The sequence below is a fragment of the Paraburkholderia sp. SEWSISQ10-3 4 genome, assembly GCF_030464785.1.
Taxonomy (GTDB): domain Bacteria; phylum Pseudomonadota; class Gammaproteobacteria; order Burkholderiales; family Burkholderiaceae; genus Paraburkholderia; species Paraburkholderia aspalathi.
The window spans coordinates 717821-735061 of record NZ_JALPRI010000001.1 but is presented as its reverse complement, the minus strand read 5'-3'; the positions used below and the strand labels follow the sequence as shown (position 1 = coordinate 735061).

At 60.9% G+C, this 17241-nt stretch carries 13 protein-coding genes; 8 read left to right on the top strand and 5 right to left on the bottom strand.

The genetic code is table 11. The features are described from left to right. Positions 1–52 precede the first annotated feature (52 nt). The 3 genes from M0D68_RS03320 (at position 53) to M0D68_RS03310 (ending at position 6605) form a co-directional block, all read left to right on the top strand. Positions 53–2527, top strand: a complete 2475-nt coding sequence (locus tag M0D68_RS03320; RefSeq protein ID WP_301711710.1) for a glucose/quinate/shikimate family membrane-bound PQQ-dependent dehydrogenase — start codon at positions 53–55, stop codon at positions 2525–2527. 111 nt (positions 2528–2638) lie between these two features. Next, the gene (locus tag M0D68_RS03315) at positions 2639–3637 is read left to right on the top strand and encodes a porin (protein ID WP_323137203.1); all 999 of its coding nucleotides are present in this window, start codon (positions 2639–2641) and stop codon (positions 3635–3637) included. A 211-nt stretch (positions 3638–3848) separates the two neighbouring features. Next, positions 3849–6605, top strand: coding sequence for a UPF0182 family protein (locus tag M0D68_RS03310; protein ID WP_266223761.1), 2757 nt, complete (start codon positions 3849–3851; stop codon positions 6603–6605). A 70-nt stretch (positions 6606–6675) separates the two neighbouring features. Here M0D68_RS03310 and M0D68_RS03305 read toward each other — a convergent pair whose 3' ends face one another. From M0D68_RS03305 to M0D68_RS03295, 3 genes are all read right to left on the bottom strand, one after another. Beyond that, positions 6676–7524, bottom strand: a complete 849-nt coding sequence (locus M0D68_RS03305; protein WP_200622520.1) for an SDR family oxidoreductase — start codon at positions 7522–7524, stop codon at positions 6676–6678. A 72-nt stretch (positions 7525–7596) separates the two neighbouring features. Further along, positions 7597–8358 (bottom strand): SDR family NAD(P)-dependent oxidoreductase, encoded by a 762-nt coding sequence (locus tag M0D68_RS03300; protein WP_266223760.1) that lies wholly within the window; start codon positions 8356–8358, stop codon positions 7597–7599. Between the two features lie 43 nt (positions 8359–8401). Next, positions 8402–9142 (bottom strand): SDR family oxidoreductase, encoded by a 741-nt coding sequence (locus tag M0D68_RS03295; RefSeq protein WP_266223759.1) that lies wholly within the window; start codon positions 9140–9142, stop codon positions 8402–8404. 299 nt (positions 9143–9441) lie between these two features. On the opposite strand from M0D68_RS03295, the gene M0D68_RS03290 reads away from it, so the two are divergent. The 5 genes from M0D68_RS03290 to M0D68_RS03270 all read left to right on the top strand — a co-directional run bounded on the left by M0D68_RS03290 (position 9442) and on the right by M0D68_RS03270 (position 14511). After that, positions 9442–10350, top strand: coding sequence for an AraC family transcriptional regulator (locus M0D68_RS03290; protein ID WP_200622523.1), 909 nt, complete (start codon positions 9442–9444; stop codon positions 10348–10350). A 245-nt stretch (positions 10351–10595) separates the two neighbouring features. Beyond that, positions 10596–11375 carry an acetoacetate decarboxylase gene (locus M0D68_RS03285; RefSeq protein ID WP_054033950.1) on the top strand — a complete coding sequence of 260 codons (780 nt, stop codon included), beginning with the start codon at positions 10596–10598 and terminating at the stop codon, positions 11373–11375. Positions 11376–11403: 28 nt separating this feature from the next. Beyond that, on the top strand, positions 11404–12186 hold the full coding sequence (locus M0D68_RS03280; RefSeq protein ID WP_200560971.1) for a 3-hydroxybutyrate dehydrogenase: 783 nt from the start codon (positions 11404–11406) through the stop codon (positions 12184–12186). 10 nt (positions 12187–12196) lie between these two features. Beyond that, positions 12197–13450 (top strand): patatin-like phospholipase family protein, encoded by a 1254-nt coding sequence (locus M0D68_RS03275; protein WP_266208977.1) that lies wholly within the window; start codon positions 12197–12199, stop codon positions 13448–13450. Between the two features lie 191 nt (positions 13451–13641). Then, the gene (locus M0D68_RS03270; protein WP_200622516.1) at positions 13642–14511 is read left to right on the top strand and encodes a hypothetical protein; all 870 of its coding nucleotides are present in this window, start codon (positions 13642–13644) and stop codon (positions 14509–14511) included. A 51-nt stretch (positions 14512–14562) separates the two neighbouring features. On the opposite strand, the gene M0D68_RS03265 is transcribed toward M0D68_RS03270, so the two are convergent. Together M0D68_RS03265 and M0D68_RS03260 are read right to left on the bottom strand one after the other, a co-directional pair. Next, positions 14563–16275, bottom strand: a complete 1713-nt coding sequence (locus M0D68_RS03265) for an iron ABC transporter permease (RefSeq protein ID WP_266223758.1) — start codon at positions 16273–16275, stop codon at positions 14563–14565. Then, positions 16275–17240 (bottom strand): ABC transporter substrate-binding protein, encoded by a 966-nt coding sequence (locus tag M0D68_RS03260; RefSeq protein ID WP_200621008.1) that lies wholly within the window; start codon positions 17238–17240, stop codon positions 16275–16277. The genes M0D68_RS03265 and M0D68_RS03260 overlap by 1 nt, the downstream gene beginning before the upstream one ends. Position 17241: the final 1 nt, after the last annotated feature.

Here is a 17241-nt window from a genome sequence, read left to right as displayed (position 1 = left end):
CGATGTCGGTACCACTGGCAGGCGGTATCCACTCAAGAGGGTAGATCTCATCATGACCAGTCAATCGAATTCGCGGGGCGTGATCGGCGGCATCACCTTGCTCTTTACGGTGCTGACCGCGCTCTATCTGTTGATCGGTGGCGTATGGCTGCTGGCGGTCGGCGGCTCGGCCTACTACGTCATCACAGGCATCGTGCTGTTGGGCGTGGCCTGGCTGCTTTGGCGAGGCAGTCCCGCCGCACTCCTGCTTTATGCGCTCGTGCTGATCGGCACGGCGATCTGGGCACTCTTCGAGTCGGGTCCCGACTTCTGGGCACTCGCGCCGCGCTCCGGTGTACTCGTTATCTTCGGCGTATGGTTGCTGCTGCTCGTGAGCTGGCGGCTGGAGGGCGAGCGCAAGCTGGGTGTCGCGTCGCTCGTCGTCGCGCTCGTGGCATGGGCGGGCATACTCGTGTACGCCACCTTCAACGATCCGCAACAGGTCAACGGCACACTGAACGCTTCCGCGCCCGCGAACGTCGCCAGCACCGGGATCGACCCCTCCGACTGGCCCGCCTATGGGCGCACCCAGGAAGGCACGCGCTACTCGCCGTTGCAGCAGATCACACCTGACAATGTGAAGAATCTCCAGGTGGCCTGGACCTTCCGCACCGGTGACATGAAGGGGCCCAACGATCCTGTCGAGATTACCAACGAAGTCACGCCGATCAAGATCGGCGATCTGCTTTACCTATGCTCGCCGCATCAGATCCTGTTCGCGCTCGACGCGAAGACGGGTACGCTCAAGTGGAAGTTCGATCCGCGACTGAAGAACGATCCGTCGTTCCAGCACGTGACGTGCCGCGGCGTGTCGTATGTCGATCTGTCGACCAGTGCCCCGGCGGCCGCACCCGCTGCGACGCCGGCGAGCGATGCCGCAGCAGCCCCCGCGGACGCCTCAGGCGCTGCTGCCACGCCTGCCTCGGGCGCTGCAGTCGCAGACGCCTCAGGGCCCGCTACGGCCGCCTGTACGCGCCGCATCTTCCTGCCGGTCAACGACGGCCACCTCTACGCCCTCGACGCGCTGACGGGTGAACGTTGCGCGGGCTTCGGCAACAACGGCGACCTCGACCTTCAACACGCTCAACCGGTCACAACGCCGGGCATGTACGAGCCCACCTCGCCGTCGATCATCACCAGCAAGGTGATCGTCGTGGCGGGTGCGGTGGAGGACAACTTCTCGAACCGTGAGCCGTCGGGCGTGATCCGCGGCTTCGATGTGCGCACGGGCGAATTGCTCTGGGCGTTCGATCCGGGCGCGAAGGACCCGAATCACATTCCGGGCCCAGGCGAACACTACTCGTGGAATTCGCCCAACTCGTGGGCGCCTGCCGCCTACGACGCGAAGCTCGACATTGTCTATCTGCCGATGGGCGTGAAGACGCCGGATATCTGGGGCGGCGACCGCACGCCGGAGCTGGAGAAATACGCCACCGGGCTGCTCGCACTCAACGCCTCGACCGGCAAGCTCGCCTGGTTCTACCAGAGCGTGCACCACGATCTGTGGGACATGGACCAGCCGTCGCAGCCCACCATCGCGGACATCACCGGCAAGGATGGTAAGACCGTGCCGATCGTGTACGCGCCGGCCAAGACCGGCAACCTGTTCGTGCTCGACCGCCGCACCGGCGTGCCGGTCGTGCCGGCACCCGAAACGCCGGTGCCGCAGGGCGCGGCGCCCGGCGACCACGTTGAGCCGACACAGCCGTTCTCACAGCTCACGTATCGTCCGTCGAAGAACCTGACCGACGCCGACATGTGGGGCGCCACGATGTTCGACCAGCTTATATGCCGTGTGATGTTCCACCAGCTGCGCTACGAGGGCACGTTCACGCCGCCGTCGCTACAGGGCACGCTCGTGTTCCCGGGCAACCTGGGCGTGTTTGAGTGGGGCGGTCTTGCCATCGACACCGACCGCCAGATTGCCGTCGCGAACCCGATCGGCTTGCCGTTCGTCTCGCGTCTGATTCCGCGCGGACCGGGCAATCCGCTGGAACCGGTGGAGGGCGCTAAGGGCAGCGGCACGGAATCAGGCGTCCAGCCGCAGTACGGTGTGCCGTACGGCGTGACGATCAATCCGTTCCTCTCGCCGCTGGGCTTGCCGTGCAAGCAACCGGCATGGGGCTACATCTCGGCGATCGATCTCAAGACCAATGAGATCGTGTGGAAGAAGCGCATTGGCACCGTGCGCGATAGTTCGCCGATTCCTCTGCCGTTCAAGATGGGCATGCCGATGCTGGGTGGTCCGATTGTCACGGCGGGCGGTGTCGCGTTCATTGGTGCCACGGCGGACAACTACATCCGCGCGTTCAACGTGAATAACGGCGAGCAGATCTGGGAGGAACGTTTGCCCGCAGGCGGTCAGGCTACGCCGATGAGCTATTCGATCGATGGCCGTCAGTACGTTGTGATCGCGGCGGGCGGCCATGGCTCGTTCGGCACCAAGCTCGGCGACTATGTGATTGCCTACGCGTTACCAGCGCGGTAAGCGGCACGCGCCGCGCATGCGGTTTTTCTCGTCCCTTACGCGGCGCATTGAATGCGCCGCTTTTTATATTGTCGAATGAACCATTCACGCTTTGCGTCGCGAGCCTGTGTCGTGCTGACCTCGATCGCGATGCACGCCACGCTTGCGCATGCGCAAAGTTCGGTCACGCTCTACGGCGCACTCGATACGAGCATTGAAATCACCAATCCGGGCGCGGGCTACGTTGCTCGTATGGATTCCGGCGCTTATCGGGGATCGCGCGTCGGCTTGCGCGGCGTCGAGGATATCGGCGACGGCGTCAAGATTCTGTTCACTCTGGAGAACGGATTCGGTTCCGCTGATGGCACCTTTGCCGTTGCGAACACGATCTTCAACCGGCAGGCCTGGGTCGGAGTGGATACGCTTTACGGCACCGTGCGCGTCGGCCGTCAATACTCGCCTATCTATATTCCGTTCAAGGGCGGGCTCGATGCTTTCGACGCAGGCACGATCGCTTCCGGTCTCGACAACCTCTCCAAGATCACGCCCTACGAGAGCAATGCGATCACCTATCTTTCGCCGGAATTCCACGGATTTTCCACGACCATCATGGCAGCGCTGCGTGACGGTGATGCCAGCAATGATGGCAACGGGCTGGCCGGTCACATCGAAACCTTCGCATGGCGCGAGGGACCGTTCCGCATCTCGTACGCGCATCAACAGACGCACGGCGACGGCGCGCTGCGCGCTAACCTGGGTGGTGTCTCGTACGTCTATGGCCCTGTCACGGGCTTTCTATCGTTCTTCAACGGCGATGGCGGTACGCCGCGATATCACAACGACGGTGTAGCCGTCTCCGCGCGCTATGCCGTGAATTCGCACTTTCGTGCCTCACTCGGCTACACCTATCTGCGTGATCGCTCAGGTGGTGACAACAACGCCGATCAGTTCAGCGCGGCATGCGAGTACGACCTCTCCAAGCGATCTCTGCTCTATGCGAGCGCCGGCTGGTTGCGCAATCGCGGGCAGGGTGAGTTCACGCTGCGCGGGGTGAATGTGACGGGGCTCACGCCGTCGTGGCCAGGGGCTTCTGTGCGGGGCGTGCAGTTCGGCATGATCGAGCGTTTCTAACGTTGCGCTGTGGGGGTTGTCCGTTCATCCGTGCGCGGACTGGGTGAGCGTACGCGCGTTGCCTCGCCGGACTACAATCAGTTATGTGACCCTAATCATTCATTGACTGCGCGCCGACTTCAAACCGGTCAGCCAGGTTCGCAGCAGAGTAGCGGCTTAAGCAGACCTGATCGCAGTCAGCCACAAGTGGCGTCCCGGCAAAGGAGGGGCGATGCATTGGCAACCAAGCTCCGGCATGAACGTTAGACGCATCGCAATGATGGTTGCGGTCGTTGTGGGCGCTCTGATCGTCGCCGGGCGACTCACGGGCGTCGTGGTCGACTGGCTGTGGTTTGCTTCAATCGGTTACGTCGACGTTTTCTGGACGACTCTCTCCGCCAAGGCACTCCTCTTTGCCGCCGTATTCGTAGTGTCGGCGAGCGTCATTGCTGCATCGGGGTTCCTTGCGCATCGCTATGCGCGGCGTCCCGGTAGCTGGCAAGTCGAAACGGCCCGTCTGTCAGGTACGCCGGAGTTCATCAGTGAATTGGCAGACCAGCTCGCACCGCGCATTCCCTGGCGCACCAGCATTGCGGGCTGCGCGATTGTCCTGGCGCTGATCATCGCTGGCGGCGCAATCTCCAACTGGGATCTGGTGTTGCGTTTCCTGCATCAGGTGCCCTATGGCGACCGCGATCCTGTTTTCGGGCAGGACATCAGCTTCTATCTGTTCTCGTTGCCCGCCTATCTTGCGTTCAAGAACTGGCTGCTGCAGTTGATCTTCTGCAGTGCGCTCGTTGCGGCCGCGGTGTATGGAGTTCGCGGCGACGTCACGTTTGATCGGGCACCGCGTGTACTCTCTCCCGCTGCCATTGCTCACGCTTCGGCGCTGCTCGGTGCGTTCTTTCTCCTGAAGGCCTGGTCCTACATACTCGACCGCTTTCTGCTGCTCTACGGCGATAACGGCGTCGTGGTCGGCGCCGGCTATACCGACATCCACGTCGAGCTTCCGGTCTTGTGGGTGCTCGTTGGCCTTGCTGTTGTTGCAGCTGTCGCGTGCTGGGTCAATATGCGCCGGCAGGGATATCGAATTCCTGTCGCCTCGGTGTTGTTGGTGTTCGGCACCTCGTTCGTGTTCGCCTTGATCTACCCGGCGCTGTTCCAGCGCCTCTATGTCAAGCCGAGTGAACTGCAACTGGAGATGCCCTATATCAAACACAATATCGCGCTAACGCGAATGGCTTACGGCCTCACACAGATCGCGGTAAAACCGTTTCCGGCTGATCAGGAATTGAATCTGGCCTCGCTCGAGGCCAATCGCGCGACCATCGATAACATTCGGCTGTGGGATGTGCAGCCGCTGATGGATACCTATGCGCAGTTGCAGGAGATCAGGACGTACTACAAATTTTTCTCTGTTGACATCGATCGCTACCGGCTCGACACCGGTTATCGGCAGGTGATGTTGTCGGCCCGCGAACTGGAGCCTTCGATGCTCCCCGCCAACGCACAGACCTGGGTGAACCTGCACCTCCTGTTCACGCATGGCAACGGCGTCGTGATGTCGCCCGTCACTGAAAAATCGACGGAAGGTTTGCCGTCCTTCTATCTGCAGGATATTCCGCCTGTCGCGCACGGCGGGCCGGCTATTCGCGAGCCGCGTCTGTATTTTGGTGAAGGGGGTGAGGGTTACGTCATTGTGAAAGGCAGCATCCCCGAGTTCGACTATCCCAAGGGTAAGGACAACGTCTACACCGCTTACAGCGGGAGCGACGGTATTGGCATCGGCAGCAGCGCGCGTCGCAGCCTCTTCGCGTGGCAGTTCAACGATCCGAACATTCTGCTAACCGACTACATCACGAGCGGTAGCCGCATTCTGCTGCACCGTAACATTCAGGATCGCGTGCGCACGATTGCACCGTTCCTCAGGCTCGATCACGATCCGTACCTCGTCACAAGCAACGGGCGCCTTTTCTGGATGCAAGACGCGTATACGACGAGCAGTTGGTTCCCCTATGCGCAGCCTGGCTTCGACGATGGTGCGAACTACATCCGTAACGCAGTCAAGGTTGTAGTCGACGCATATAACGGCACGGTCGATTTCTATGTCAGCGATCCTGGTGATCCGATCATGCGGACTTATCAGCGCATTTTTCCGAGTCTGTTCAAGCCGCTCGCGACGATGCCGCAAGATCTGCAGCAACATATCCGCTATCCGGAAGAGCTGTTTCAGATCCAGGCGCAACTCTATCGGGCTTACCACATGGATGCGCCGGAGGTTTTCTACAATCGCGAGGATCTTTGGCAGTTCCCACGGGAATTGATCGGCGTTGATGGCGGGAATAGTCCCGGCACGCCGATGGCGCCTTACTACATGATCATGCGGCTGCCGGGGGAACCGCGCGAGGAGTTCGTCCTGATGCTGCCGATGGTGCCCAGCCAGCGCGACAATATGATCGCGTGGCTCGCCGCGCGTTGCGATCCGCCTAACTACGGCAAGCTTGTCGTCTACTCGTTCCCGAAGGATAAGCTCGTCTATGGGCCGTTCCAGATTGAGGCGCGCATCCAGCAGAACACTGAGATTTCGCAGCAAATTTCGCTGTGGAATCAGATGGGCTCGCGTGTTATTCGTGGCCATCTTCTTGTTGTGCCGATTGAGAACTCGATCCTCTACATTTCGCCGCTGTACTTGCGGGCTGAGTCGGGGCAGTTACCTGAGTTGAAGCGGGTGATTGCCGCGTATGGGGGTCGGGTGGTGATGAGGGAAACGTTGGGTGAAGCGTTGGCGGCACTTTTCAAGGAAAGTGGTCCGCTCGCGTCGCAGCCTCAGGGGACAGCGGATGCGCGTGCTCGTGAGGCGCTGGCGCACTATGACCGTGCGATTGAGCGATTGAAGGCGGGGGACTGGAGTGGGTTTGGTGTGGAACTGGATGCGCTGCGGCCGCTGCTTGAGGCGCTGGGTGGGGGGCGATCAGACGGGAAGAAGTGATTCAACCGATCGCCAACATTGGAATTCCCGCCAGGCAGCGCCCATCATTGGACGCTGCCTGATTCCAAAGTTACTCAACAAAATCCGTCGCTTCGGATGAGCCCTTCCACGCTTCAAGATCGCGTTGAACCGCCGCCGCCTTTTGCGCCGCCAGTTCATTGGCGATCTTGCCGGCGAACAGGTGCAATGGCGGTTCGGCGACATCAACAGCCTGCATGATCAGCATGGCCAACTTGTCCGGATCACCGGCCTGATGCCCATGCAGCGTGCCCAGGTGCAGATCGAGCGATGCCTTGGCTTCGGTGTATTCATCGATCTGTCGTTTGGCCACCGCTAGCGCGCCACTCGACAAAAACTCCGTGCGCACCGGTCCAGGGTAGACCACAGTCGCCTTGATGCCGAACTCGGCTACCTCGGCCGCGAGCGACTCAGTCAGGCCCGCAAGCGCGAACTTGCTCGCCACATAGCTGCCCCAACCAGCGTAGCCTCCTTGATAGCCGACAATCGAGGAGAGGTTGATAACATGCCCACCCCGCTGCTCGCGCAAATGCGGGAGCGCGTGCCGGAGTACCAACAGCGGTGCGAACAGGTTGACTTCGAAATTCTGCCGAAGCTCCTCGTCCGAAAGCGCCTCGACGGTGCCCTGTTGTGCGTAGCCGGCGTTATTGACGATCACGTCGACCTTGCCGAACGTCTTGACCGTTTGCGCGATGGCGGAGCGCACGCTCTGATCGTTGGTCAGATCCACTTGGAGAGGAAGAAACTGCTCCGAAGCGGGGCCGATCGCTTCCGTCAGCGACGCCACGGTTCGCGAAGTCGCGGCGACGTAATCGCCACGCGCGAGGAGTTGCCGTACGAGCCGTTGGCCGACGCCTTTCGATGCGCCAGTGACAAACCAGATTTTTGCAGACTTGTTCATGATAATTTCCTTGAGAGATATGGAATACGAAATAAAATTTCAGCGACGTTTCAAAAGAATGTGGTCAGAGTCTTACTTGAGTGCCACGCTCATTCCACCGTCAGCCATTACGACTGCGCCGACGATGTAGCTCGCTTTCTCAGAAGCCAGAAAGGCGATCACTTCAGCAATTTCACGCGGATCGGCCGCACGCTTGATCGGCGCGTTCTTGCCGTGCTCGGCGAGGAAGGCCGGGCCGTCGTCGTGAAGATGGTTTGTGATGTTCGTCACGGCATCGCCGGATCCCACCGCATTGACGCGAATGCCGTGATCGATCGCCTCGAGCGACATGGCGCGCGTCAACTGAGCGAGTGCGCCTTTCGAGGCCGCATAGGCGGCGATCAGCGGAAACGCCTGATAGCACGCGTATGAACCCACGTTGACGATTGCGCCGGTCTTCGCCGGCATCATCGCGCGCATGGCTTCACGCGAGAACAGGAATGCGCCGGTGGAGTTGACCGCCTGGATACCGTTCCAGTCGTCGAGCGTCATCTCGATGACCGGCTTGTTGATGATGATCGCGGCGTTGTTGACCAGAATGTCCAGCTTGCCGAAGTGTTCCATCGCAGCGGCCACCGCGCGCACTGCACTTTCCTCATGCGCGACGTCGGCGATGAGCGGAACGATCCCGGGCCGGGCCAATGCTTCGACGTTGCTGCCGCGTCCAACGGCGATCACGTTGGCGCCCTGCGAGTGCAACAGTTCGGTGGTGGCGAGTCCGATGCCGCTTGCCGCACCCGTGACGATGGCAACCTTGCCGGCGAACGGTTGGTGGGTGGATGCTTGTGAAGTCATGATGAATTGCTCCAAAGAAATGAGGATCAAGAGATGAGACTTGTTAGAAAGGGCTCGCCGTCGGGCGCACAACGATTTCGCTGACATCCACGTCCGCCGGCTGCTCGACTGCGTAGGCGATCGAACGCGCAATGGCGTCCGACGTCAGCGCCACGCGGCGGAAGTCACGCATCGCTGCACGCGCGGTGTCGTCGGAGATCGAATCGGCCAACTCCGATTCCACGACGCCCGGGCAGATCACGGTCACGCGAATCTTGTCGGTTTCCTGACGCAGACCGTCCGAGATAGCGCGCACGGCGAACTTGGTGGCGCAATACACGGCGGCCGTCGGCGAGACAGAGAGGCCGCCGATCGAGGAGATATTGATGACCTGGCCAAACCCCTGGCGCTCCATGGTCGGCAGGACCGCAGCGATGCCGTGCAGCACGCCGCGAATATTCACGTCGATCATGCGATTCCATTCGTCCACCTTTGTCGCGCTCAAGGGCGACAAAGGCATCACGCCGGCGTTGTTGACGATCACGTCGATGCGGCCGAAGGCGTCCAGTGCGGACTGGGCGAATGCGTTGACGTCGTCGGCGGACGTGACGTCGAGTGCCTTGTAACGAACCGAGCCGCCGCTTGCTTGAATTTCTTCGGCCAGCGCCGCGAGTCGTTCCGTGCGCCGCGCGCCGATCACGAGCTGGTGACCTTGGGCGGCGAGCAGCCGAACTGTTGCTTCACCGATACCGCTGCTTGCCCCGGTGATGAGGATGACTTTGGGTTGATGGGTTTGCGTTGTCATGTTGCGTTCTCCGTGCCAATAAGCTGTGCAGGTTTGTCAGAGGGAGAGGCTACGAAGTCTGCGCACGAGGCGGCAAGGCAATCGCGGCGCGGTCTCCCGGGCGCTTCGGCCACACCGTGCAGCCGATGACCCATCTTATGAGCCGAGCACCCGCACGCGAATACACGTGACAATCGCGGTATTGCCTATTCCTATTGAAGTGGATGCGGGCCGCCGAGCGTATCCGGTAGAATTTATTCACCCGATCTGGCGAAAGAGGAGTCTTCGTGACAGTTGCCGACAACCCGGTTTCCGCAAAGATGGTGAGCCTGCTCGAGCGTCTGGCTCCGAATGAGGGGTACACGCAGTCCGCGCTGGAGGGCGTGCGGTTCATGCGGTCGGACCGGCCGCTGGGGCGCACGCCCGTGCTGTACGAGCCCAGCATCGTGATCGTGTGCCAGGGGCGCAAGCTGGGGTTTCTGGGCGAGGAGGTGTATGTCTACGACGCCCAGCACTATCTGATCCTGTCCGTGCCGCTACCGTTCTCGACTGAAACCGAAGCGAGCGAGGCCGAGCCAATGCTGGCTGTGACGCTGCGCCTCGATCTGATCGAATTGACGGATCTGATACTTGCGATCGATCGCAGCGGAAGCCATCAGGAAGGCACGCCGCTAGGGATCGTATCGACACCGCTCGAGGGAGATCTCGCCGAAGCGGCCCTGCGCCTGCTGCAAGCCCTGACGTCACCTCTGGACGCGGAGGTACTGGGGCCCGCAATCGTGCGGGAAATCTGCTACCGGGTATTGATCGGGGAGCGAGGCGCAGCGATGAGGGCTGCGCTCGCGCATCAGGGCCGCTTCGGCAGGGTCGCGAAAGCGCTGCGGCGAATTCACACTGACTACGCGCAGCCGTTGGATGTCAGTCGTCTCGCGGAAGAAGCGGGGATGAGCGTTCCCGCGTTTCATGTCAACTTCAAAACCGTCACGCTCACCTCGCCGATCCAATACATCAAGTCGACGCGTTTGCATCAGGCGAGGCTGCTGATGATTCGCGACGGTTTGACGGCAGCCTCTGCATCGGCACGTGTCGGTTATGAAAGTCCCTCGCAGTTCAGTCGCGAGTTCAAGCGTTTCTTCGGACGCTCACCGGTCGATGAGGCTCGAGATATGCGGGCATCGTTCGCGCTATCTCCGGCTGCGACGTTCGACGCGTTCTCTGCTTCTCACTGACCTCAAAATGAGGTGGGCGCCCGGTGCTATGCATCGGATCGCGCTCGCGCGATTTTTTTGGGGCCGGTGTGCTTCGCTCCTTTCTGGCGTGTTTAGACATGCACTGATTTGCATGACGCGGCCAAAGTTCCAGCGGCAGTGTTGCAGTGTGGTAAACGGTCTATTGACGAATGATGGGTCTTATCGCGTGAAGTTTGCCTCTACCATTGCACCGGTGCTGCATGTGCCAGTCATAAAGGAGTCTCATGAACCTCGCTTCGATCCGCAAAGACGCCTTTGCGATGCCCGTTCACAATCCAGCCTACCCCCGGCCGCCGTACCGCTTCATCAATCGGGAATACTTCATCATTTCGTATGAGACCGATTTCGATGCGCTGCGCGCCATCGTGCCGGAGCCGTTGCATCCGGAAAACGACCTCGTGCATTACGAATTCATTCGCATGCCGGATTCGTCGGGCTTCGGTGACTACACCGAAAGCGGCCAGGTCATCTCGGTGCGAGACCAGCAAGGTCGCCTCGGCAACTACACCCATTCGATGTACCTCGACGACGAAGGCCCGATCGCCGGCGGCCGCGAGATCTGGGGCTTTCCGAAGAAGCTGGCTAAGCCGACCTTGAGCGTAGACGGCAACGACACACTGCTCGGCACACTCGACTACGGCACACAACGTATCGCAACCGGCACGATGGGCTTCAAGCATGTGCCGCTCGACATCGAGGTTGAACGCAAGAAGCTTGCGGACACACCGAATTACCTGCTGAAAGTGATCCCGCACGTTGACGGTTCGGCCCGCGTGTGCGAGCTCGTGCGTTTCTATCTGCGTGACGTGAGCGTGCTGGGTGCGTGGTCCGGTCCCGCCGCGCTCGAACTGCATCCGCACGCATTGGCGCCCGTCGCCGATCTGCCGGTGAAGCGGGTGGTCGGCGCGCGGCATGTGATCGCCAATCTCACACTGGATATCGGCGAGGTTGCGCTCGATTATCTCGCCACAACCGAGAGCGTGAAGCTCGCAGTCAATCAATAACGGTCCGTGAACCGATAAGGAACGCAACATGTCGTTGAACAATAAAGTCGCGCTTGTGACGGGTGCAGCAAGCGGTATTGGTGAGCAGTGCGCACGCAAACTCGCTAGCCTCGGTGCTGCAGTGGTGATTGCCGACCTGAATCTCGAGAACGCGCAGAAAGTGGCCAACAGCATCGTCGCCGCGGGCGGCAAGGCGCTGGCGGTCGCAATGGATGTGACGAATGAAGAAGCAGTCAATAGCGGCATCGAACGTGCGGTGCAGGAGCTCGGCAGCATTGATGTGCTCGTGTCGAACGCGGGTATCCAGATCGTCGCTCCAATCGAGGAGTATGCGTTTTCCGACTGGAAGAAAATGCTGGCCATCCATCTGGACGGCGCCTTCCTCACCACTAAGGCGGCAATCAAGCACATGTACGCGGGCGGCAAAGGCGGCTCGATCGTCTACATGGGTTCGGTGCATTCACACGAGGCGTCGAAGCTGAAGTCCGCCTATGTGACCGCCAAGCACGGCTTGCTGGGTCTGGCCCGAGTGGTTGCGAAGGAAGGTGGACCGCGCGGCGTGCGGGCGAATGTCGTGTGTCCGGGTTTTGTGCGTACTCCGCTCGTCGACAAGCAGATTCCCGAGCAGGCCAAGGCGCTCGGTATCTCCGAGGCCGAAGTGGTGAAGAACGTGATGCTCAAGGAAACCGTCGACGGTGAATTCACCACCGTTGAGGACGTCGCCAATACGGTCGCGTTCCTTGCAGGCTTCGAATCGTCTGCGCTCACCGGGCAGTCGGTGATCGTTAGCCACGGCTGGTCAATGCAATAAGGGGTCGCGTATGCGCAGCAGCACAAAAAAAATCAACGGGCAGCCGGATGCGTTTGTGCTGCCGCGCTATGACGAGATCGCCCTGGTGCTTCAAGGTGGCGGCGCGCTGGGGTCTTACCAGGCCGGCGTCTACGAAGGCCTGGCCGAGACCGGTGTGCAACCGAACTGGATTGCCGGTGTCTCGATCGGCGCGCTTAACACCGCCATCATTGCCGGCAATGCGCCGGAAAACCGCGTGGAAGCGTTACGAGGTTTCTGGGATTCGATCTGCCATCCGCTCGACTGGGTTGGCGGTCTGGGTGCATGGATGCTGCCCGGCTTCGGCGCGCAGGACCTGTCGCGCAAGTGGGCGAGTTTGTGGGCAGCCAGCCGCGCGTTGACAGAGGGGCAGCCAGGTTTCTTCTCGCCGCGCAACCCGTTGCCAATGGCAGGTTTCGGCAAGCAAAACCCCAACGCGGTCAGCTATTACGACACGGCCGCCTTGAGGGAAACGTTGTTGAAGTTCGCCGATTTCGATCGAATCAACGATGGCGACATTCGCGTTTCAGTGGGGGCGGTGAACGTGCGGACCGGCAACCTGGTGTACTTCGACAACACGAAAATGCGTCTGGAGCCGGAGCATTTCATGGCGTCAGGGGCGTTGCCGCCAGGCTTTCCGGCGGTGGAGATCGACGGCGAGTACTACTGGGACGGCGGGCTGGTTTCCAACACGCCGCTGACCGAAGTGCTTCGCGATGCGGACCACAAAGATACGTTGGTTTTCCAGGTCGATCTGTGGAGCGCGCGAGGTAATGCGCCGGGAGATTTTCTCGACGTGTCCGAGCGCGCCAAAGATATCCAGTACTCCAGCCGCACGCGAGCGGTAACCAGCATGCTGGCAGATCGTCAGAAGCATGCACGTTTCATCAAGGAGTTGCTCGCGCATGTTCCACCGGATCTGCGCAGGACCGATCCGCTATTCCGTCTCGCTGAAGAAGCAGCCGATGGGAGCGCGATCAATGTGGTCCACCTGATCTACAAGAACAAGCCGTATGAAGGGCATTACAAGGACTACGAGTTCAGCGTCGACACAATGCACGAGCATTGGGAAAGTGGCCTTGAAGACATTCGCGATTCGTTTGCGCATCGGGAGTGGTTCGATGTGCCGAGCCGCGAACAGGGTTTCGTGACGCATGACGTGCATCGCCGGCCTGGCGCTGTGCCGCAGTCCGATCGTGACATGCCAGAACTGCCCCTCGGAGCGGAACGGAAAGTCGCTGCGTGAACAATCACTGACCGGTTCCGCTCCGCTGTTTCAAAGGAGCGGTCGCCGATTAGCAACTTGAATAAGGCGTGATTGCGCGACGAGTCTGTGACGTCGCGCTCACTGCCGCTATTTTTCAGAAACTTCACATCAACGTCACTTCGGATAACTAATGTCACGGTTGCAGTACCCCTTCAACCATGAGAACCGAAATGACAAAGATCAAATGGAATCATGCAGCAGCGCTCGCGTTTTTCGCGGCGTCCCAAGTGGCTCACGCTGGCACGCCGAGCGTAGGCAGCCGCGAATACAAAGTGTTGCTCAATCCCGTTGCGTTCGACAGTTCGCCCGTCGATACAGCCAATCGTTTTTTGACGGATCTTCAGGCGAGTCTCGCGGCAAATGGCTTCGATAGCACGGTCAAGAAGACTTTTAGCGCCGACAACGATCGCACCGTGCTGTACTACGACTCGCCGGGAACCTGCGCCGTTAAGCAGGCCGGCTACTCGATGCGCGAACGCGATGACAGCAGCGGTCGCAATATCGAGTTGAAGTTCGGCTCAGCAAACGAAACCACCTCGGCGAATACGGATGTCAGCGGCAGTTCGTCCAAGGCCAGCAGCAAGCTCGAAGACGACATCACACCGCCCTCGAATCAAACGTACTCGCATTCGACGAACGAACCGCTCTCCAACTCCAAGAACATCAACCACCTGAGCGACATCAACGACCTGTTCCCTACCACCCACGTATTCGACAGCATCAGCAGCCAGTCGCTCGCGCCGGTGAGCGGTCTGTCGATTCATGAGCTGACCTTTGACGGCCCGACCAGCGATCTCGGTCAGGAAGACGCTGACTTCACGATGACCGTCTGGTACGCCAACGGTTCGAGCACGCCGGCGCTCGCGGAAATCTCCTTCGAAGTCGACGTTAACGACAACGGCGTTTTCACCGACAAGGTCACTTCGCGCTCGCAACTGATCTTCAATACGATCCAGGGCATGACGAACTGGGTGCAATCGCCGAGTTCGACGAAGACCGCGTGGGTCTACAAGTATCAGCCGACTTTCTGTAGCCAGTAACAATCGCAGTTCTGCCGCGCCGACGAACCTCGGTCGTCGGCGCGGCGCGATTCAAGGCAGCACGTCTAGACGCCGTGTCCAAAACGACGCCAGCGCAAGCACGGCGCCGCTGATCACCAGCATCAACGTGCCCATCGCCATACCGTCCCCGATCGAACCCTGCTCGAACTGCTGCCAGATGAATACGGACGCGGTTTGCACGCCGCTTGGCGAGAGCAGCAGCGATGTCACGAGTTCGCGCGATGCCACCGCGAAGACGATCATCATCGACGCCGCGAGCGGCGGGGCCACCAGCGGCAAGACGATGCGCCACAGCACGCGGGCTTCAGTTGCGCCATGCACGCGTGCCGCGGCCTCGAGGCTGCCGCCGATCTGCCGCAGCGCCGCACTCGCATAACGCACCGGATAGGGCAGCAGCAGGCAGCTATACGACAGCAGAAGAATGGCCCACGTGTTGTACGGCGTGATGGGCCAGAACGGCAGATTCCACGCGAGGATCAAACCGACGCCGATCACGATGCCGGGCATTGCATGGGGCAGCAAGGTGAGACCGTCGAGCGCAGCGCGTCCAGGCGTGCGTGTTTTGATGATGATCCACGCAGCCAGAAACCCCATTGTCCCCGTCAACACGGCGGTCGCTGCGGCCAGACCAAGACTCGTGAACAAGGCGCCGGCGCCTTCGCCCATCGAGGCGATCGCTGCGAAATGCGCGAGCGTCAGGTTGGACACGCTCAAGCCGCCCGACAACGTACGCACGAAAGACGTCGCCACGATCGCGCCGAGCGGCGCAATCGTCGTACAGAACGCCGCCGCGCCGAACAGCAACAAAACCGGCCACCGCCAGCGACCGAGCTCGAACGGATCGCTGGCAACCGGCTTGCCCGTTTGCGTATCGAAGTCGCGGCCGGCGAGCAGACGCCGTTGCGCCATGAAGGCCGCAAGCGCGGTGAGCGCGAGCAACGCAGAGAGCACCGCTGCGCCGGACAGATCGATCGGCCAATCGGAGAAACGCGCTTCAATCGATGTCACGAGCAAACTGAAGCCGGCACGCGCGCCAAGTGCGGACGGAATGCCGAATTCTTCGATCGCCATGGTGAAGGCGAGTAAGGTGCTGGCGGCAATCGCCGGCGCGGCGAGCGGCAGCGTGATGCGCACGAACGCACGCCGTGGCGTGGCGCCGCACACCCGAGCGACCTGTGCGAGCCGGCCGCCGGTCGACATCAACGCGCGCGAGACCGCGAAATACACCACTGGAAACACGCTCAGTGTCATCGTGAGCGCAATGCCTGCGAACGAAAACAGATAACCGCCGAGATCGAAGCCGGCCAGTTGCTGGAGATACCCGTGCGGCTGCAGAAGCAACATCCAGCCCAGTGCCGCGAGATACGGCGGAATCAGAAACGGCGCGAGAAACAGCAAATCCCATAGTCGCGCGGCCGGCAATCGCGTCAAGCCACGCAGCGCGCCGAGCGGCACGCCTAAAGCGATGCTCGCCAGCGCGACAGCGACGCCGAAACGCAATGTGTTGCCGAGCAGCGGCCACGTGTCGGATTGCGTAAGCGTCGAACGGATCGCCGCAAAGGGATGCGCAAAGGAGCCGTGATTCAACTGCGGAAAGATCGCCTGCAACGCTACGAATGCGATGGGCAACGCAACCAGCAGCCCCAATGTGACGAACAGCGTGCCAAGCGCGGTGGTGCGCCCGACGCGCCCCAACCGCCACCCGCGTCGCGTGAGGCCGCGTTGCGCGATCACGCTGGCCATCAGTGTTCGCCGAACAGCGCGTTAAAGCGTGACAGAACCTCGGCTCGCGACTTCGTATTGCTGCCATCGTCCTGCGGCAGCAGCTTCAGGTCTTTCAGGCGCGGCCGCGGCGAATCGATGTCTTCGCGCGCGGGAATCAGGTAGGCGGCGGCGACCAGTTGCTGACCCTCGTCGGACAGCACGTAGTCGACAAATGCCCGGGCGTCCGCCTGAGCATGCGACGATTTGAGGATCATCATCGGCCGCGGCGCGATCACCGTGCCGCTGCTCGGGAAAATCACCTTGACCGATTCGCCGCTGGCCGCCGCGCCGTACGCGACGTAATCGACCGCGCCGAACACGGCTGATTTTGCCCCTTGAAGCACCGGATTGATCGCCTGCGCATTCGGCCCGAGCACGAGCATGCCGTTCTTGTGCAGGCTGTCGAATAGTGTCCATGCGGCTTCGCCGAGCCGGTCCTGCAGGCCCAATAGCAGATCGAGCGAGGCACCTGACAGCGCAGGATTCGGCGTGGTCACCTGATTGCGATATTCGGGCGCGGCGAGATCGCGCCAGTCGTGCGGCTCGGGCTTGCCCGCGCGTGTATTCCAGACGATGCCAAGCGCCGAGATACCTTGCGCGACGTAAGACGGCGCCTTGAACATGGGCGGCACGTGTGCCGCATTCGGGCTCGTGTAGGGGGCGAGCCAGCCGCGCCGCTCGAGATCCTGGGCCGTATCCCAAGATGCGGAAATCAGGACGTCAGCGTGCGGGTTGCTCGATTCCGCCTCGATGCGCGCCATCACCTTGCCGGTCGTGGCCTGAAACAGGTCGACTTTGACGCCGGTTTTGCGCTCGAAACCTTGCACGAGTTTTTTGCTGAGATTGCCGGGACCGGCAGTGTAGACAGTAAGCGCTTGCACGGAAGTAATCGGCCCGAAGGCAAGGGAAAGGGAACAAACGATAGAAGAAAGTAGCTTATACATT